Here is a 20,201-nt window from a genome sequence, read left to right on the forward strand (position 1 = left end):
CGCAGCGAATAGCGGCCAATAACGCAGAAGTTGGTTACTTTTCAGTAGAAATATACCGGCTATTAGTCATATTGGCATTACAATTATAGTTAGCGGTAAATTTTCATGGCTGGTGAATTTTAGTCACATCGAATTTCTTGAACCTTGTACTGCTAATACCAATATCACTCATTAAGTATTCTACTTTTTCATGAGAAAAAATAAATAAATACAAGCTATTAAATGGTGTGTTATTGATTCTTTCTAGCTGAGGAACATTAATTGTGTACTTCGCGCCACGATATAATACGGTCGTTGCCCCTGTAGACACCAAAAGTAGCGGTGGCATTAGGATTGTTATCATGTAGACCATTATTATCCCAATCAAACTTTAACCAATGATAGCTATCATATGACACGCCTATTTGTCCTTGATTACCAGAGCCAGTAGCTTCTAATTCAACGGCCTGAGTTTTACCTGCAATAATATTCCCTGTTCCGCCGACCACGCTACTTAGTGCGGGGTCTAAACTAATATTGGTAAGTGAAACTTTACTCGCATCATAAGTAACGCAATTATTATTTGAGGTCACCACAAAGGCCGTACCGTCGAAATGTTCAATTTGCATAGGTTGCGGTAAATTTGATGTTTCAGAGCCAAAACTATTGTTCAACACCCACCGGCCAAATCTAATGTCAACACCTGTGGGTGAGGCGGCAATAGTTGTTGTTACATTGACCGAGTCTGTATCTATGATGCTAGCGATAGAGACATCAATATCCGCGGTAAAAGGCGCTACCAAGGCATTGGCAGAGCGATTATAGAAAAAGTTATCGCTATCAGACAATTGGTAGTGCAGCACACCTTTGGGTAATGGATTATTAGCAGGTACTAGTGTCGTTAAATCATTTTGACTTAAGGTGCCTGAATGCATATTAGCCGTTAACGATAGTTTATTAAGTGGATTGGCATCAACACCTATCGCGACTTGGTCCACCGTTGGTGCAGTAACATTAATATCGGCAACGCTGAGCTTCATATAGTCATTTGCACTAGCCTGACTATCCTCATAATAATTTTGGGTAATATCACCTTGCTTATTGTAAGCCGTAATGGCAAATACTGGCTTGGTTAAGTATGAAATGGCACCAATACTATCGCTTGCTTGGTCTTTTTGACCACTATAAGCAAACGTTGTACCTGTGTTACAAGTTGCAAGAAAATAACCGTCATCGGCGATTGTTTGTTTAAAGTGCTCAGGGATAAAGCGACCAATATTAATGGCCGAAGCAGGTACAATAATACCTAAATTTCCGTAATTACTGTCTTGAAGGGCTAAATTAAGTAAGCCTACTTCTGAATATTGTGCAGCGGTAAAAGTCGATATGCCGAAAGCAAAGTTAGTCAGTGTGATATTTTTAAAAATAGGATTAGTGCTACTTATTGCTACAGAGCCTTGGGCATATTGTAAACTAGCATCTGAGCTATCAATTAAAGTAGGGCCCTTTCTTTCCAGCATTAGTTGAATTTGTCCAGGATTATAGTTTGGCGTAATAACTGCAGGAGTCGCAGCATTGTAGGCTGCTACGGTCAATTCAAAATCCTCACCAGCTTTATGCGTTATATTCGCGGTGGCTGACGTACCGTTTAAGTCAGTTGCGCCTGAAGTTGCCGTTACAACAAGTGCTGCTGGGCTAACCCAAAAGGCATTACTACTACCAAGCAGTGATATTCCACCTGAATTATAATTAGCATGTAAGCGAATTCTTCCTGCATCGTTATATAAAGGGCTTGGTATTATCGCCGTACTGTCTGCCCCAAAGTTCAAGGTTGTACTGGGCGGGGGGCTAATGGTATTGGGGTGCTTCACAATATCATTACCTGAAATACTAAAGCTTAAACCTGTGACGCCTCCTGGGTTAATGTTTTCCTGCGACATTTCAATATTTTTATTGCCACTAAATACGCCAGTACATACGCCATTATCACCCTGTACAGCTTGTATTTTTAGGGTGTCACCAAATACGACACCTGCCGTTTGATTAGGTAAAATGGTGCTATTGCCATAGATAAATCTAAAGCCTGAATCACTAAATGCCATATCACAACTATTATCACTGCTGTCGTCACACACTAAAGGGCCACTTGGAGTAACTGAGGAATTGGCTATTGAAAAGAGCAATGTTTCAATGTCCGTATGATTAAAATTAACGGTGGTACTACCGGTAAAGGTTGTATTGATAGTTTTAGTGAGTGCACCAACAGCGAGAAAATCTACGTTAACGGGTTCAATTGCTAAACTTGAACAACTTTCATCAGCACAGGCTTTAATAATTACAGCCTCACTCTCACAGGTTAATCCTTGGTCGTCATGAACAATTTCAAAATGATCTATAACAGGTAGAGCACAAGTATGGGTTTCAGCCATAAGCGTTGCTACTTCGTTGGTGGTTAAAGGTTTGTTGTAGACGCGTACCTCGTCTATTAATCCGTGAAACTCATAAGTAGAATTTATTGTCCAGCCGCCTATACGCAGTTCACTGTTCACATAGGCTTGGCTATTATTTGGTGTATTGCGACGCTGAGTAAGTACTTGCTCTACACCATCAATATGTATTCGATTATTAGTTACGCTACCGTTGGTAAACTCTACTGCGATATGATGCCAGCCATTAGCTAATCCGTCACTCGACATGCCATACAGATCACCCTGTCCGGTGTTGAATCCGATTGAGCCTTGGTAAATCCAGATAGAGTGAACGTTCCAACCTATGGGCATTACACTGTCAGTACCATCCCAGTTCATCCAGAAGGTAACTGTGGTTTTTACACCATTGGTGGTGGCATCTAATGGTAATCCTGTTGCTTGAATAGAACCATCATTTTGATTAGCGTAACCACAAGTGCCTGGATTACCTGATATAGCTGGTAAGCTCGTGTTAGGCGTAGAATTATTATTAACCTGTGCATGATGGCCATTGCCTGAGCTGTCAAGAATTTCACCAGCTGTGCCGTTCCAAAGCGTTTCCTCAAAACGGTATTCTGCTATTTCGTATGCCGATAAATCTAACGGTGAACAAAAGCCATTATAATTAGCCGTGTTAATGCTATAAGGTGCATAAGTAATTGTGACCCTTTCTGCTAACTTAATTTCATCAGCATTAATGGCACCTTCCAAAATACTGTCTTCTGCTACTTCAACTTTCTTCTCGCCATAAATAAAGCCATTAAATTGAGAGCGTTTACCTAATTTGACATCATCATAGGCAATTATTACTAACTGATCTGGTGTTCCATTAACATTAATATTTATATCTTCTTCATTCAAATCAGCTTTTTTAACAATTAACGTTACTTTGTCGTTACCGTTAATAATAATATTGGTTCTTTCGCCAATATTAAAATCTTCAATCCAATACACACCTTGTTCAAAGATAAAATTAGTGTCGGTATCATCATCTATTTTTCCAGTATCATCTGACTTTAATGTTTTAATAAACGTGTCTTGGTTGGTATTGGTAAAATGCACCGTACCTTGCTTTTTTATTTCAATTTTATCATACGAGCCTTGCGACAAATAAAGCGTGGTTTCTTCATTGATTTTAAAATCTTGGTCTGATGTAGATTGTGGCAACTCCGGTAATATAAATGCCTCCGCTCTGTTGGTTGAGTCTATGCATTTTTGAGAAATACAGCTCGGATCACTATCAATTGTTTCATCTTTAGCAATTTTAATATCTAGAGTGCCGTTTGTTCCGAACAAATCAACATCGACTTTTAATTCAGTTTTACCAGCAATTATCGTAGACGATAATACGGTTGGAAAGACATCCAGACAAATAGGTACCATGGCGTTGGCAGAGACTGAAAAGAGTAGAAAAATAGCCACTAGGTTGAGGTTTTGTAAGCGTCTTTTTATCATACTTTTCATTAATTAATTCTCTTGCCTTGGATAATATAAAAACAGCGAGTAGCCTCGTAGCAGAAGTGCTTAGGCTATTACAGTTGGTTATCAGTTTTTACTATAGCGTATAAACTGATGACAGGAAAATAGTGGTATTAATAGTCAACTGAAGGTCAGCATTAATTTGTGACAGATATAAGTGCAATACTAACGTCATTTGAGTTCATTTGATATGTTGAACATCAACGTAAAGGGTATAAATATATTGTTATTTTGAATTAATATGTTGTTATTTTACATTGATAAGTTGTTACTTTGAATTGATAAGTTAACGTCATTGTTAATTTAAGGTGAGAAAAGTTACTACTTAACTGAGTAAATTTAAAGCGTCATAGTGACTCAATATCGAATTCATATGAATGGTATTATAAGTAACGAGCCATAGTGCGAAAGTTAGGGGATTTCACAAGCCAAAATGCTGCTAACAATATGGCTAACAATATGGCTAAACAATATGGCTATATTAGACTGTTGTTATAGTAACTGACTTTATATTCTAAGCTGAGAGTCAGGTAATTAAAATTAGCCGTGAATTATTTAATTACCTTTAAAGTCAGTTTTGTAATTATGAGTAAATAGTTTTAGCCCAACGCGTAAGCCCAGCGGTAACACTACCAAAATGGTCACCAATGACAATAGGGGTATCTTGGAATTGCTGCTGCAAAAATTGGTTTAATACCGGAGATTTAGCGGTACCGCCAGTGACAAATACTACATCTGGCTGACAGTTTGCCTGCAAAATCGCATCTTTCATTAGTACGGCGATAGCATTCAACTCTCTTTTACATGCCGTGGCAAAGCCATTCCTATCAAGATCTACGGTGAGCCCGTCATCGATATCAGATAAGTCTATTTGTTGTGCAGTTTGCTCGGTTAAGGCAATCTTAGTTTGCTCTGCAGCATTCACCACGCGGTAACTTAGTTTTTGCTGTTGAACTGTTAATAACCGTGTTAACAAGTCTGGCTGCTCGGCATCACGAATAAGCTGCTCTAAATAACGGCCATTAGCCGAACTGTAAAACTCAGTTTGATGGTTAATATTATTAATAGCCATTGCTTGCCAGAAACTATTACTTGGCATAGGTTTGCCTGTTTTTAACAAACTATTTAAACCAAAACTGGGCATAATACCTTTAAGCGCAAAAGCAATATCAAAGTCATTACCGCCAACACGTTCACCACTGTGGCTCAATAAATCACGCGTTCTATCGGCTAATACTGCTTGTTTTGGCCCCATTAATAACATTGAGCAATCTGTGGTACCACCGCCAATATCGACCACTAAAACCTTGGTTTCTTCAGTAAGGCTAGCTTCATATTCAAAACCTGCTGCAACCGGTTCAAATTGAAATTCCACATCTTTAAAGCCAACACGCTTTGCGGCATTCGTTAATAGGTTTATTGCTTGTTGGTTACTTTCTTCGCCGCGAAGGCCTTGAAAGTTAATCGGGCGTCCAATAACCGTTTGGCTTACACTTCTGCCAAGTGCTGCTTCGGTGAGGCTTTTTACGTTACTCATCATGGCAGCAACAATATCTTCAAATAACTCCATTTGTTGCGGCAATAAACCACTGGCACCAAGAAATGACTTTGGTGATTTTATGTAATAGCCTTCATCGGGTTCTTGCAAATAGTTATTTAATGCTTGTTGGCCAAACGATAATTCAGTTGGGTAACCGTCTAAAGTAAGCTCTCGTAAGGAATTTTGTCCTTTTTGTAGCTGCCATTGACGTTGCTGTTGAAAGTTTTTTTGTTCGGGTAAACTCAAGCGCTTTTGTAGCCAATTAACGATCACGTCACGACTGGGGCATACAAAGTTGACGATATATATCGACCATGATCGCCTAAAGATAATAGTTTTGGCGTATTGTTTTCCATAACGCCGACAGCACAATTTGAGGTGCCGTAGTCAAATCCGATCATGTTGAAGTCCAAAGATAAAATGGCCGCGTAGAATACTGGTATATTACACAGTAGGCAAGGGTTTTCAGGTTGTTCGGTGACAAAGTTTACGATTAAATTTCTTCCCCGTTAAGCTACAATTCATTTGTTTCAACATAACACTCAATGAGTACTTCGATAAAGAACTCACTTTAGAACAGGATTTTGGGATACTTATTGTTTTAACTTTTAGTCAGTGTAGATTCTTTGGCGGGGTATTTTCTGGTAGATAATAAGAAAAAAGACAGTAATGAACTGTCATTTTTCTTATTATTCTGGAGCCTATATAAGCAATAAATTAGCCTGAGGCCATTGCCAATATAGTCTTAATATCTAATGTTTCTTGGTATTGAACAAAACCTTTTGTGCATTTAACCCGAGCTAACACGGCCATTCTATCGGAAAGCTCGTTACCTTCGATATTGGCGTGACCTTTGACATGACTAATAATTAAATTAGTTTTTAGCGCTTGGTAGAGGGTAAAACATTGTTTGATGATCTCAAGGTTTTTAATTTCTTCACCTTTGCCACGTGTCCAGCCTTTTGCCTGCCAACCTTTTGCCCATTTAGTGATGCAGTCGATTGAATATTTAGAATCAGAAAGTACTTGAACTGTTTTGCCTTGTTTAATGTGATCTTGTGCGTAATTAAAGGCGGCAAGTAAGCCATTAAGCTCAGCAGTATTATTAGTGCCCATTGGCTCATATAAACCGTACCACAGCTCAATTAATTGCTGCTGTTGATATACCGCCATGCCCGTGCCTGATTTTCCAGGGTTTGGAGAACAAGCACCGTCACAATAAATATTGATATCAGCAGTTTTCCCCGATGTTGAGCTATTACTCGTACCGGTAGTATCAGCTTTAACGTAGGCGGCAGTAGCAACAGGTTTAGCGCCGCTACTTTTACTCATCGAGCGTTTTGTTAAGGCCTTAGTGTAAGTTGATTGGAATGCCGCATCAGCTTCTGCTTTTGATGGAAACCCCATATATTGCGCATCTGCACGTCCTTGAGTGTGACTTTTAACATCATTCCACTGTTCAAATACACCGGTTTTTGCGCCTTTCCATACCACGTAATATTTTTTACTCATAAATTTTGACCATACTTTATTATTTATAATTGTGTTTATACCCAAACTTATTGAGGGGTTTGGGTACCAGTGAAAATCGTTAAGCTTGTTTTATTTTTTGGTTACTTTTTATTGACCAAATAACTAATACAACACCGGCGATAAAAAACGGAATACTCAACATTTGGCCTGCAGTCAGCGCAATATCGGCAGTGTAAGCGGCTTGTTTTTCTTTTAACATTTCAATCAGAAAACGCGCGGTAAAAATTAAGATTAAAAATATGCCTAAAACAGAGCCTTGTGGTGTTTGGGCTTTTTTCTGTTTATAGAAAACCATCAATATAAAAAATATAGCTAAATAAGCAAAGGCTTCATACAGTTGTGAAGGGTGGCGAGCAACGTTATCAATGCGCGCGAAAATTACTGCCCAAGGCACATTACTCGCGGTGCCTAATATTTCAGAGTTGACGAAGTTGGCGCTGCGGACAAAAAAGCCAAATAAAGCCGTACATATCGCGAGTCTGTCGAGTAACCATAGAAAGTTCATGCTATGTTTTCGACTATATATGCCAGCAGCAATAATCGCACCAAGACCACCACCATGGCTAGCCAATCCGCCTTCCCAAATGGCGAGTATTTTCATCGGGTTGGCAAAGTAATAACCCGGCTCGTAAAAGAAGCAATGCCCTAAACGTGCGCCGACAATCACACCGATAACAATGTAAACCAGTAAGTTATCTAACGCAGTTAAGTCTTGCTTTTCGGTTTGAAATATCCATTTCATTACTTGCAAGCCAGATAAAATAGCAGCAGCGAATAACACGCCATACCAATGTATAGTCAGTGGTCCAATGGAGAAAAATACGGGATCCAGATCCCAAACTAAATGTTGCAAAGCGTAACCCTTAATATTGCTAATGTTGAATAATGTGAAGTGCCTCTTCTGATAGGCCGGCACATATTTTTCGATATTCTATCAAGCTCCTTGTTGCTGTGGTGAATTAATTTGTGCCAAAGCGTTAATGACTGCTGTGGGTTGTTAAATTTTGCTTGAAACTTGTGCAAACGATTTAATGAAACTGGACTTACACGACTAACGTTTCTCTTTGTTTGTTGGAAGGTGCTTATGCTTTTTTAATACTCCTTGTCTAAGTTAAGTCACTTTATTCACCAACAGGAATTCAACACTAACTTAATACGTCACTTTAATATTCACTATTTTTATAGTAATTAACTGTGCTGATTACTGAATTTGATGCTTTACTTAAACTGTAAATGGACTTATCCAAAATTAAATTACGTCTTAGATGATAAATGATTGTTATAGAAGGTGAAAATCATTAAACACGCTGGGCAATTGAGTGTTTTATAGCAATATCATTAATCAGTTGTAGTAAGGAGTACTACGTTATGGAAGGGATGATGACGATTGAATCAAAAATTGATATTTTTGAAATAGATCAGCCACCGATTAGTTGTAAGCTTACCATTGCTGCTGAACAGCAAGTAGTAAATGGTATTTTTGTTGATTTTATATTATTTAATCACAGTGAGGGCGACTTATCTGTGTTGACTTGGCATACACCATTAGAAGGGTTTTATTCAAAACTTTTTATTATTACTGATCAATATAATGAGCAAGTGGCCTATCAAGGACCTATGATTAAACGCGCGAATCCGAGTGCTGCAGATTATCAATTGATCAGGGCCAACGGTAATGTTGCCACCTTACTAGACTTAAGTTTAGTGTATGATTTAATTCCAGGTGATTATAAATTACAGCTGAACAAGAAAACCCTGCAAGTTATTGAAAATGAGATGCCATTTTGTATTTGTCAGTGCGAAATAGACACGATAAATTTTAGCGTTAATTAGCTGAAGGTTAAGTAATATTAGGCGTTAATTTTATATAAAAAAAGCTTATTGCATTGCAATAAGCTTTTTAGTTTCAAGGGTAATATATCCACATCATATTATTATTTCTCTATGGATTAGAGCAAATTCAGTCAGCAATTTATTTTATTTCATTAAGCTAATTATTTGGATGCGCTTGTCGTCTTTAATTAGTGGTGTGAGGGGATGGTGCTTGTATATAAAGTAGGGTACTAATATTTGTCACGATTTATGTTTTAAGTCGTCAAAGTAGTTATATATCTATCACTTTAACTACAAAACAGTAATGAGTGTTTTGCAAAATATGCCATTTGTTACATACGTATTCAACGCTGTTTTTAAATGAAAAATATTAAGTAATCTGCTAGTTATTATTTTGAATTTTGTTTGTTTGTTTATTTATTTAACTTACTGATACCAATATATTAAATATCGATTGTGTCGATTTTTATTTTACGATTAATTCTTTGGTGGCTGTTTTTAGCTTCTCTGTAGGTTTTTAAGCTGACGTTATGAATACGTATGCAGATAGTATTCATCATCAAGCCTCCACTCTATATTAGAATTGTCTGCAAAACTAAGCAGAAAATACAAATTATCGACATCAGCGTCGGATCGCTGAATAATAATTAAAGCATGGATGTATAGGGGAGTTCACCAATGTTAAATTTTAAACCAAGCCGAGTCACTTTGGCTTTGCTATCAAGCGGTATTATGGCATTAAGCATGCCTGCTTTTGCAGAAGAAGTAGCAATTGAAACAGCAAAAGAAAAAGAAGTAGAAACAATCACAGTTACCGGTATACGTGGAAGCTTACAAAGAGCTCAAGCAATTAAAATGAGTTCAAGCTCTATCGTTGAAGTTTTATCGGCGGAAGATATTGGTAAATTGCCTGATACAAGTATTGCTGAATCATTAGCACGACTTCCAGGTGTTACGGGTGAAAGAAGAAATGGCCGTACCAGTGGCTTATCTGTTCGTGGTTTTAATGAAAACTATGTTGGCACCTCACTAAACGGTCGTGAATTACTCGGTATGGGTGATAACCGCGGTGTAGAATATGATTTATATCCAACTGAAATTATATCTAACGTTGTTGTCTATAAAACCCCTGAAGCTGGATTAGTGTCACAAGGCCTTGGTGGTACCGTTGATTTACAAACAGTCAGCCCGCTAAATTCAGATTCTGTTATGGCATTTAATGTTAATTTTGAACAGAATGAAAAAGATTCAGCAAACCCAGATTACGATAATGACGGACACCGCTTTTCATTCAACTTCGTTGATAAGTTCATGGATGATACTTTAGGCGTTGCTTTAGTATTATCTTCTTTAGAAACACCACGCCAAGAAGAAAACTTCCGTGCATGGGGTTATGCAGATACACCTGAAGGCAATAAAATATTAGGTGGTCACGATTCATTCGTTCGTTCAGCACTTTTAGAGCGTGACTCTATTGCTGCTATTATCGAATATGAACCAACCGATGCGTTAAAAATTCAATTTGATGCTTTATATATAGATTTCAGTGAAAATGATGTTCGCCGTGGCCTTGAAGAGGGCGGTCCAGTGTGGGGGGGCGTAAATTATACCGAAACTAATGTAGAAGATGGTTTAGTGACTTCTGGTTACTGGGATGGCTTTCAATCTGTTGTTCGAAATGATGCCCGTACTCAAGATTCAAAACTAACCACATTTGGCTTAAATGTTGAGTATGTATTGAATCAAGACTGGACCGCTGAACTGGATATTTCAACAGGCTCTGTTGAGAAATCAATTATTGATGTAGAGAGTTATTCTGGTGTTGGCCGTGCCGGCATTGATGGTCGACCTGGTGCTGCACGCTCTTGGGAAATGACTCCAACAGGTGTAATGTATAGTGATCATCCAACACTCGCGGGTGTTGATTATACTGATGAAAGCCTTATGCGTTTAGCCGGTCCTCAAGCTTGGGGCGCACCTATCATTGGTAGTGACGCACAAGATGGCTTTATTAATCGCCCAGAATTTGAAGAAGACTTAGACAGTGTTCGTCTAGAAGTTAATGGTTTATTAGAATACGGTATTATTTCAGGTATCGAAGCCGGTGTACTTTATTCTGACCGAACTAAAGAAAAAATAAATGAAGGTGATTATTTAACTGCACCAGAATATCCAAATGATGGTCCTATCCCTAATGTATTAGGTGTCGCTGATTTGGGTTTTGTCGGAATTAATGGCGTTTTAGCTTACGATAGTATTGGTTTATATAAAAGTGGCTACTACACAGCAACAGCAGCTTCGTTAGTGCAAACTGATCGCTTAGGTGATACTTATACAATTAATGAAGAGCAATTATCTGCTTACGTAAAACTAAATTTAGAAGCTGAATTTGGTGATGTGTTAATGAGTGGTAATGTTGGTTTACAAGTTGTAAGCATTGATCAAACATCTACAGGCTTCTCCGTTGTTGATAATGCGACTGGCTTTGTTGATGCTACTCCGGTAAGTGGTGGTGATTCATATACTGACATTCTACCCACTTTAAACTTAAGCTTTGAAATTGCTGAAAACCAGTTTATTCGTACAGCAATGGGTAAAGTGTTAAGTCGTCCTCGTATGGATGATATGCGCCCTAATACTAGAGCAACTTTCTCATTCAACGATAACAATATTAATAGCACTGACCCTGAAAATGGTGCATGGTCTGGCAGTAGCGGAAATCCGACACTTAAACCATTAGAAGCCAATCAATTCGATTTGTCTTACGAAAATTACTTTACTGAAGATGGCTATTTTGCAGCAACATTCTTCTATAAAGATTTAAAAAATTGGCATCGAAGTGGTCAAGCGTTAACCGATTTTTCAGACGTTTATATTCCTGAGTATCATCAAGGATCAACGGGCCAGGCGCCAGCAAGCTTTTTAGGTTTTGTTGACTCAACGGAAGATGGTTTACAAGGGTTCGTGCGCGGCTATGAATTTCAAGCTAGTTTACCATTTCGCTTAGTTCACGAAAAATTAGAAGGTTTTGGTCTTGCAGTTAGTGCAACTTTCATCGATGGTGAATTAGAAGACGGCGGTCGAATTCCTGGTTTGTCACAAGAAAGCTATTCTTTAACAGCTTATTATGAATATAAAGGTTTCGAATTCCGTATTGCTGGCACTAAACGTGATGAATTTTTAACTGAAACTCGTGGTTTAAGCCTTGCGCTTGATGAAACTGAAGATTTAGGCTCAGAGATTTGGGATGCACAAATTAGTTACGACTTTAAAGAGTCTGGTATCGAGTCACTTGAAGGGTTGCGTATTACGTTACAAGCGCAAAACTTAACAGACGAAGACACCTTGCAAGCTGAAGCAACTGACGGTCGACAAATTAGGTCTTATCAATCGTTTGGTGCAAACTACTCGTTAGGTCTTAATTACAAGTTTTAATCATTAAGTGTAATTAATTAAACGTTCGTAAAATTAAAACCTGCTAGGCTTCTAGCAGGTTTTATTATTTGGACCGTGATAAAGTTTTATATTGAATCAATTTAGTGCTAAAAAAGTAGAGAATTACACATGACAAATAAAATTAAAAAAGTTGTTGTTCTAGGCGGTGGTACTGCAGGTTGGATGTCAGCCTCATTAATTAAAAAGTTAATGGGCAAGTCAATTGATGTTGAATTAGTTGAGTCAGAAGATATAGCGAGTGTAGGTGTCGGTGAAGCGACTATTCCTCCTATTCGTTTATTTAATAGCGTGCTTGGTATTAATGAAGCTGAGTTTCTGCGCGAAACTAAAGCGACTATCAAGCTTGGTATTAAATTCGAAAATTGGAAAAACACCGAAGAAAGCTATTTTCATACTTTTGGTGCTGCAGGAAAAAGTTCACCATTTTGTCATTTTCATCATTATTTAAAACGAGCACAAGATAACGGACTCAAAGATAATCTCTGGGATTACGACCTGAATTATTTATGTGCAACCCAAGGTAAGTTTGCGCAGATAAAGTCGAAAGATCCCATTATTGATATTCCTTACGCCTTCCACTTTGATGCTGGCTTATACGCACAATTTTTAAGAAAATTTAACGAAAAAATCGGCGTTAAAAGAACTGAAGGCATGGTTGAAAAAGTTGAGCAATGTAAAAAAACGGGCAACGTAAATTCATTAGTATTAAAGAGTGGCGAAGTCATAAAAGGGGATTTATTTATAGATTGTTCTGGCTTTCGTGGGCTTTTAATACAACAAACGCTAAATACAGGTTATGAAAATTGGGGGCATTGGTTGCCTTGTGATAGAGCGGTGGCAGTACCTTCAGAAAGATTTGATGAAACCGTGCCATATACTCGCTCAATTGCCCATGCCGGCGGGTGGCAATGGCGTATACCGTTACAGCACCGAAATGGTAATGGGCTTGTTTATAGCAGCAAACATTACAGCGATGATCAAGCCAAAGCCTTATTATTAGCTAATATTGAATCTGAGCCTCTTGCCGAGCCACGGGTTATTAAATTTACTACTGGACGCCGACGTAAGCAGTGGCATAAAAATGTAATCGCGGTAGGGCTATCAAGCGGATTTTTAGAGCCGCTTGAATCAACCAGTATTCATTTAATTCAATCGGCCATTGTGCGCTTGATTCATATGTTCCCGCAAAATGGTATCAGTTCAGCACAAGTTGACGAATACAATCGTCAATCGAAAGTAGAGTATGAACAAATTCGAGACTTTATTATCTTGCATTACCATGTTAACCAACGAGACGATAGCCAGTTTTGGCGAGATCTGCGTGAAATGGATATACCAGAATCTTTAGCGGAAAAAATTAAACTCTTTAAAGAAAGCGGCAAAATATTTCGTGAGCAAAACGACTTGTTTAATGAAGGTTCATGGTTACAAGTGATGTTAGGGCAGGGAATAGAGCCAGAAGATTATCATCCTATGGCGAATGATATGCCGCTTGAACAGCTGAACTCGATGTTAGAGAAAATTAAAGCTATCAAACATGAGCCGCTTTCAAAGCTGCCAAGTCATGATGAGTATTTAACTAATTTTTGTCGGTTGTAAATGTTTTAGTTATAAAATTTAACTGATCATCAATGGTTATTAGGTAACCGTTAATCGCTTTAATACGTAATGTGTAAATTCAAATTTTAATCAAGAGTATCAAGATGGAAAAAACAATAATTGGCAGTTCGAATATTGAATCATCGCGCCTGATCTACGGCTGTATGCGCATAGCAGGCGACAATACAACTGCTGATAGAAATAAAGGAAAAAAAGCCATAATGGCGGCGTTAGATACAGGCTATACACACTTTGACCATGCTGATATTTATGGCTCGGGTAATAGTGAAAGCTTGTTTGGTGAACTACTAGCCGAGCAACCTAGCATGCGTGATAACGTTATACTGACATCAAAAGCTGGTATTCGACCAAAGTTAAATGAGCCAAATGCCTACGCACCTACACGTTATGACTTTAGACAAAAGTACTTGCTCGAGAGTGTTGAAGGCTCATTAAAACGTTTAAATACCGATCATTTAGACTTGTTTTTACTGCATCGCCCCGATTATTTATTTGATGCAAATGAAGTCGCAGAAACTTTCGCGTTGTTAAAAGCCAGCGGTAAAGTAAAACATTTTGGTGTTAGTAACTTTAAACCTTCTCAAGTTGAGCTATTAAAGTCGGCAATGTCGATGCCTTTATTAGTCAATCAAGTGGAAATTAATATTCACAATATTGATACTTTACTCGATGGCACGCTTGATCAATGTCAACAACACGATATTACGCCTATTGCTTGGTGTCCGTTAGGCGGTGTCGCTTATTCGGCTTGGGGTAATACCTTTTCAGCTGCAGACGAGCAACGTATTGCTAGCGAATTAGCCCAGCAAAGCGAAAAATATAGTTGTGCACCTTGGCAGGTTATTCTCGCTTGGTTATTAAAGCACCCAAGCAATATTTGTCCGATTATTGGTTCAACAACGCCAGAGCGTATAGTTGCTGCTAAACAATCACTGACAATAGAGTATACCCGTGAAGATTGGTATCGCTTGCTAGAAGCTAGGAATGGCCAAGCAGTGCCATAGTCGATAGATAAAGCCGTTTTATATAGCCGTTTGATAAAGTTGCTAGGTGTTAACGACATAATATGAAGTGGCTCTAACTTTATCTGACACTTTTAAATAATAGGGCTTAGCTAAATCTTACAGGGAGTAAAAAGCTAAAAGTAGATAGAGGTGATTGATAACTAATGACCATTGTGAACATTGCCGATATTTCAACGAACCTGACCCCGCAGGTACCTTTGCAATTTAACGCAGTTTATTAAACCGCGTTAAATTAAGCATGTATTATTTTTTTATTGCCATTAATATTTCAAGTGCGTGGTGGCGTTTTTCACTGTCGTATAAGTCATTGGTGAATATAAATTCATCCACAACAAGTTCTTCAACAATAGTTTCTAATTTACTTTTTATCGTCTCAGGGCTGCCAATAACACTTAATGATAAAAAGTTATCAACTTGCGCTTTTTCTTGTGGGCTCCATTTCCCAGCCATACTTTCAACAGGTGCTTGTAGCCACAACTCTTGACCTCGCATAAGTGCAAGTACACGTTGCTTTGATGTGCTTGACAGGTATTGAGCCTCTTCATCTGAATCGGCTGCAACCACAGGTAATGCCAACATAAAGTATGGTTTTTTCAGTGTGGATGACGGTGTAAATTCTCTTCTATATAATGCAACCGCCTCTTTTAAGAAGTGTGGTGCGAAGTGTCCTGCAAATACATAAGGTAAGCCTTTTTTAGCCGCCAGTTGCGCACTAAATAAACTAGAACCTAATAACCAAATAGGTACATTGGTATTTTCACCGGGAATTGCGCGTACCGGATGCGTACCATCGTAAGGACCTAATAGCTTTTGTAGCTCTTGTACTTCTTCTGGAAATCTTTCAGCACGGCGCATATCACTGTTTAATGCATGGCTAGTCACTTGGTCGCTACCGGGCGCTCGGCCAAGGCCTAAATCTATTCGGTTTGGGTATAAGCTTTCCAGTGTACCAAACTGTTCAGCTACGACTAAGGTTGAGTGATTTGGTAGCATGATCCCACCTGAACCTACACGTATACGTTTGGTTTTTCCTGCAATATGGCCAACTAATATAGATGTGGCGGCGCAGATTATACCAGGCATATTATGATGCTCTGCTAACCAAAAACGATTGAAGCCAAGTTCATCTGCTTTTTGTGCATATTGGGTACTTTTGTTTATGGTTTCAGATACGGTAGACCCTTTTTGCATGGGGGCAAGTTCTAATAATGAAAAAGGAATGTTTGATAACAAAATAGCACCTCTTAACTAATACAAATTAGTATAAATACATTTATGCATATGCATAACTAGATATGCTCTTATATGGCTCTGCTTAGTAGATAATTCAAGGTGCTAAACTTAGAACTTATTAAGCCACCCATAGAACTTATTAAGCCACCCATAATAATTTGTTCACAACTTATAAACTTATAAACTTATTAAGCCACCCATAATAATTTGTTCATATTTTCAGCAATAAACTAGAACTTATTAAGCCACCCATTAGAACTTATTAAGCCACCCATAATAAGTTGTACATATTTTCAAAGCTTATTTAGCCACCCATAATAATTTATTCATATTTCCAGCAGTTAAACTTATTAAGCCACCCATAATAATTTGTTCATATTTCCAGCAGTAAACTACACTTAGTTCACACTTTTTAACTGTGGTTACTGTTATGCCCAAGCCTCGTACAACTTATTAAGCCACCCATAATAAGTTGTACATATTTTCAGGAAACTTATTTAGCCACCCATAATGATTTGTTCATATTTCCAGCAGTAAACTACACTTAGTTCACACTTTTTAACTGTGGTTACTGTTATGCCCAAGCCTCGTTCACAACAAATCAATTTATCCAGCACACCGTATTATCATGTTTGCAGTCGCACCGTTCGCAAAGCTTTTTTATGCGGTATTGATAAAGAAACAGGGGTGAGTTATGAGCATAGGCGTAGTTGGATTGAAAAGCGTATTTTTCAATTATCTCAAGTATTTGCTATTGATATTTGTGCTCATGCTGTCATGAATAATCACTTGCACCTCGTACTGCATGTTGATAGCGAGCAAGTGAAAAACTGGACTACGCTAGAAGTGCTTACTCGGTGGCATAAGTTGTTTAAAGGTACAGTTTTGACCGGTAAATATCAGCGAGAACAACCGTTAACACAGTTTGAATTGAAAACGGTTGAAGAAACAGCGTTGGTTTATAAACAGCGCCTCATCGATATCAGCTGGTTTATGCGGGCTTTGAACGAGCCTATTGCTAGGCAAGCAAACAAAGAAGATAAGTGCACAGGCCATTTTTGGGAAGGACGTTTTAAATCTCAAGCCCTGCTCGATGAAGCTGCATTACTTGCCTGTATGGCTTATGTAGATTTAAACCCTGTCCGCGCAGGTATTGCCCCGACACCCGAAAAATCTAGCTTTACTAGTATTCAACTGCGTATCAAGGCAGCGATTAAAGGGGGGCAACCCAAAGTCTTATTACCTTTCACTGACAATGAACATCAAGAGAAAACTACTGGCATTTCTTTTAGCTTAAAAGATTACTTAACACTGGTTGATGAAACAGGACGCGTGATTAGAGAAGACAAGCACGGGGCTATCAATGCCAAAACAGCTGAGATACTGTCAAGACTACATATCAGCAATGAAAGCTGGTTAAAACTCACCACCAACTTCGAAGGTATGTTCACTGGCGCAGTTGGCACAGCTGAGCATTTGTGTGAATTCACTGAAAACGTGGGGTTGAAACGCACACATGGGATAGCCAATGCTCAGGCCTGTTTGAATAGCGCTTAGCAATTTAACTACCACACTAATAAGAGCCAATTACCTTTGTGTAACAGGGAAAACTTGCCTGAAATTCAACTGATGATGAGAAAACTCTACAAACAAACAACATCTTCCGTATTACTTACTCAATTGGCCTATTAAAGCAGCAGTAAGTTTCCGTTTCTATGTTTGGCTATTTTACAAAGTTATTATGGGTGGCTTAATAAAAACGTCTGCATAACTAGATATGCTCTTATATGGCTCTGCTTAGTCGATAATTCAAGGTGCTTAACTTATTAAGCCAACCATAATGCTAACTTATTAAGCCACCCATAATAATTTTTTGCTAGCGAATAAGCCCAGCAAAGCGGAAAATATAGTTGTGCACCTTGGCAGGTTATTCTCGCTTGGTTATTAAAGCACCCAAGCAATATTTGTCCGATTATTGGATCAACAACGCCAGAGCGTATAGTTGCTGCTAAACAATCACTGACAATAGAATATACCCGTGAAGATTGGTATCGATTGTTAGAGGCTAGGAATGACCAGTCTGTGCCGTAGTAATCAACCTCTTGTCTTTATGATTGTTTTAAATTAATTAATTATCGCTATTCGATAACTAATTGTTGTTTTTATCATTGTGTATGTTAGCTTAAGGTCAATTACTACTTTGAGCTAACATAGATATGCTAAAGATTTCACGTATTAGTCAATACATTCGTTATTTAATTTTATTCCTCGCTGGTTTGCAATTACTTGCCTTTATTCTCGTTGCGCTGTTAGGTGAAAATACCGGAGTAGGACAAAAAGTATCGCTTAACTTTGGCTTATTTTACAGTGATTTCAATATCGACTTTAATCACGCTTGGCAAGACATCGCTAAAAACCTACAACAAGAGTATTTCAATACCACCTTAATTCTAGGCGCCGCAGAGTTACTGCCTTATTTTCTTATTTATTATTTTCTATGGCGTTTGTTTTCTTATTATCAACGTGGTGAAATTTTCACGGTGAATACTATTTATTGTTTAAAAATGTTGGGTAAAACGCTACTGTTTTGGTTGCTATTAAACCTAATTTATCCGGTTTTAGTGGCGGTAACTATGCGTATTGCCGGCCTAAGTGACACCTTACCCATCATACTTAACTTTGGCTCTACAGAATTAACCTACTTGCTTCTTGGCAGTGTTGTTTATGTTATAGCTTGGGTCATGCAGGAAGGTTTGCTGATTCAAGAACAACAAGAGCTGGTGATCTAATGGCGATAGTTATTGAATTAGACGTCATGCTGGCAAAACGGAAAATGAAGTCGAACGATTTGGCGCAAATTATTGGCATTACACCGCAAAACTTATCAGTGTTAAAAAGCGGTCGGGCGAAAGCCATACGCTTTTCAACTTTAGATGCAATTTGTCAGGCATTAGACTGCTTGCCTGGGGACATTTTATGTTATCAGCCAAATGAAGTTGATTCGCAAACACCTTAGCGCGTTCGGCTAAAAGTTATAAAATTAAATTAAATTAAAGGATTAAATTATGAAGATTAGATTTATGTTAATAGCGTTGTTACTCAACTTAGTTGCCTGCAGCGCACAATTGACTCAAAAAGGATTTATTGCTCAAGATGAACTAGTGAGCTTTTACAGCAACGAACAATGGCACGAATGGCAATTAAAATATGCCGCATTCGAATTAAAACCGCTGGTAGTAAAAAGAGCAGAAAGTAGCGGTGAAACCACAGAGCTTCATGGTGTGTTTCTCAACCATCCAACTTCAACAGAGGTGATCTACTTTTTGCAGGGAAATGGCATGACTGTAGCAAGTTCTATGACATCTGTTATGGCGTCTTTAGGGAAGCTAAATAAAGATATCGTTATTTTTGACCGTCGAGGAACTGGAGCAAGTAATGGTATAGCTACGATAAATAACTTAATAGCGGACGCAAACTATCAATTTGACTATATTAAACAGCAACTATCGCCAGATAAAATTATTATTCATGGCTTTTCGCTCGGCAGTTTTATTGCTGGGCAGGTTGCAAAAGAGAAGACACCCAATGCGTTAATATTGCAAGGCTCAGCCACTAATGTAGATGAATGGATAGACGCAAGAATGCCATGGTACAGCAAAATATTTATTGATATAGAAGTTGAAGCTGAGTTTTATCAAGTTGATAATGTTGCAGTATTATCAGAGGATTATAAAAATCCGTTACTGATTATTGCTGGCGAAAATGATCAACAAGCTCCAGTAGAGCTGTCTCGTCGTTTATTTAACATTAGCCAATCGCAAAGCAAGCAATTAATTGTCGTAAAAAATGCGAGCCACGGCACTATGTTGGATGACTCGCAAGAAATAGAGTTATATAAAAAGTTTTTAGCCAGCCTTTAATCATTTCTAAGTTTACTGGCGAATAGCATAGTAATGTCTTGTATCCCAGAATAAAAAAGCCCCCAATTTACTTATAAGTAAATTAGGGGCTTTAATGTTTCTTCTATTCTTTTCG

The 20,201-nt window shown here is 38.2% G+C and carries 15 protein-coding genes; 9 read left to right on the forward strand and 6 right to left on the reverse strand.

What is annotated here, in order from left to right:
• Positions 1 to 257 precede the first annotated feature (257 nt).
• The 5 genes from A3Q33_RS15620 to lgt form a co-directional block, all read right to left on the reverse strand.
• Positions 258 to 3,911: a LamG domain-containing protein gene (locus tag A3Q33_RS15620; protein ID WP_081180742.1), complete on the reverse strand. Its 3,654-nt coding sequence runs from the start codon at positions 3,909 to 3,911 to the stop codon at positions 258 to 260.
• 598 nt (positions 3,912 to 4,509) lie between these two features.
• Complete coding sequence (gene yegD / locus A3Q33_RS15625; RefSeq protein ID WP_353615506.1) at positions 4,510 to 5,712, reverse strand: molecular chaperone; 1,203 nt, start codon at positions 5,710 to 5,712, stop codon at positions 4,510 to 4,512.
• Between the two features lie 23 nt (positions 5,713 to 5,735).
• Positions 5,736 to 5,867, reverse strand: coding sequence for a hypothetical protein (locus A3Q33_RS21085; RefSeq protein ID WP_353615507.1), 132 nt, complete (start codon positions 5,865 to 5,867; stop codon positions 5,736 to 5,738).
• 316 nt (positions 5,868 to 6,183) lie between these two features.
• Positions 6,184 to 6,978, reverse strand: coding sequence for a ribonuclease H family protein (locus A3Q33_RS15630; RefSeq protein ID WP_081180743.1), 795 nt, complete (start codon positions 6,976 to 6,978; stop codon positions 6,184 to 6,186).
• A gap of 79 nt (positions 6,979 to 7,057) precedes the next feature.
• On the reverse strand, positions 7,058 to 7,852 hold the full coding sequence (lgt, locus tag A3Q33_RS15635) for a prolipoprotein diacylglyceryl transferase (RefSeq protein ID WP_081180744.1): 795 nt from the start codon (positions 7,850 to 7,852) through the stop codon (positions 7,058 to 7,060).
• Positions 7,853 to 8,367: 515 nt separating this feature from the next.
• Here lgt and A3Q33_RS15640 point away from each other — a divergent pair.
• The 4 genes from A3Q33_RS15640 to A3Q33_RS15655 all read left to right on the forward strand — a co-directional run bounded on the left by A3Q33_RS15640 (position 8,368) and on the right by A3Q33_RS15655 (position 14,912).
• On the forward strand, positions 8,368 to 8,832 hold the full coding sequence (locus tag A3Q33_RS15640) for a hypothetical protein (RefSeq protein WP_081180745.1): 465 nt from the start codon (positions 8,368 to 8,370) through the stop codon (positions 8,830 to 8,832).
• 678 nt (positions 8,833 to 9,510) lie between these two features.
• Positions 9,511 to 12,267 (forward strand): TonB-dependent receptor, encoded by a 2,757-nt coding sequence (locus tag A3Q33_RS15645; protein WP_081180746.1) that lies wholly within the window; start codon positions 9,511 to 9,513, stop codon positions 12,265 to 12,267.
• Positions 12,268 to 12,396: 129 nt separating this feature from the next.
• Positions 12,397 to 13,887, forward strand: coding sequence for a tryptophan halogenase family protein (locus A3Q33_RS15650; RefSeq protein WP_081180747.1), 1,491 nt, complete (start codon positions 12,397 to 12,399; stop codon positions 13,885 to 13,887).
• Between the two features lie 104 nt (positions 13,888 to 13,991).
• Positions 13,992 to 14,912, forward strand: a complete 921-nt coding sequence (locus tag A3Q33_RS15655) for an aldo/keto reductase (RefSeq protein ID WP_081180748.1) — start codon at positions 13,992 to 13,994, stop codon at positions 14,910 to 14,912.
• A gap of 264 nt (positions 14,913 to 15,176) precedes the next feature.
• On the opposite strand, the gene A3Q33_RS15660 is transcribed toward A3Q33_RS15655, so the two are convergent.
• Positions 15,177 to 16,166 (reverse strand): LLM class flavin-dependent oxidoreductase, encoded by a 990-nt coding sequence (locus A3Q33_RS15660; protein ID WP_081180749.1) that lies wholly within the window; start codon positions 16,164 to 16,166, stop codon positions 15,177 to 15,179.
• Positions 16,167 to 16,742: 576 nt separating this feature from the next.
• On the opposite strand from A3Q33_RS15660, the gene A3Q33_RS15665 reads away from it, so the two are divergent.
• The 5 genes from A3Q33_RS15665 (at position 16,743) to A3Q33_RS15685 (ending at position 20,086) form a co-directional block, all read left to right on the forward strand.
• A complete protein-coding gene (locus tag A3Q33_RS15665) occupies positions 16,743 to 17,723 on the forward strand; it encodes a transposase (protein ID WP_081180750.1) in 981 nt (326 codons plus the stop codon).
• A 405-nt stretch (positions 17,724 to 18,128) separates the two neighbouring features.
• Entirely contained in the window at positions 18,129 to 18,257 is a 129-nt protein-coding gene (locus A3Q33_RS21090; RefSeq protein ID WP_353615531.1) for a hypothetical protein, read from the forward strand.
• Between the two features lie 125 nt (positions 18,258 to 18,382).
• On the forward strand, positions 18,383 to 18,955 hold the full coding sequence (locus A3Q33_RS15675) for a DUF2975 domain-containing protein (RefSeq protein WP_081180751.1): 573 nt from the start codon (positions 18,383 to 18,385) through the stop codon (positions 18,953 to 18,955).
• The gene (locus A3Q33_RS15680) at positions 18,955 to 19,182 is read left to right on the forward strand and encodes a helix-turn-helix domain-containing protein (protein ID WP_081180752.1); all 228 of its coding nucleotides are present in this window, start codon (positions 18,955 to 18,957) and stop codon (positions 19,180 to 19,182) included. The genes A3Q33_RS15675 and A3Q33_RS15680 overlap by 1 nt, the downstream gene beginning before the upstream one ends.
• 49 nt (positions 19,183 to 19,231) lie before the next feature.
• On the forward strand, positions 19,232 to 20,086 hold the full coding sequence (locus A3Q33_RS15685; protein ID WP_081180753.1) for an alpha/beta hydrolase: 855 nt from the start codon (positions 19,232 to 19,234) through the stop codon (positions 20,084 to 20,086).
• Positions 20,087 to 20,201 lie beyond the last annotated feature (115 nt).

The sequence above is a fragment of the Colwellia sp. PAMC 21821 genome (assembly GCF_002077175.1).
Taxonomy (GTDB): domain Bacteria; phylum Pseudomonadota; class Gammaproteobacteria; order Enterobacterales; family Alteromonadaceae; genus Cognaticolwellia.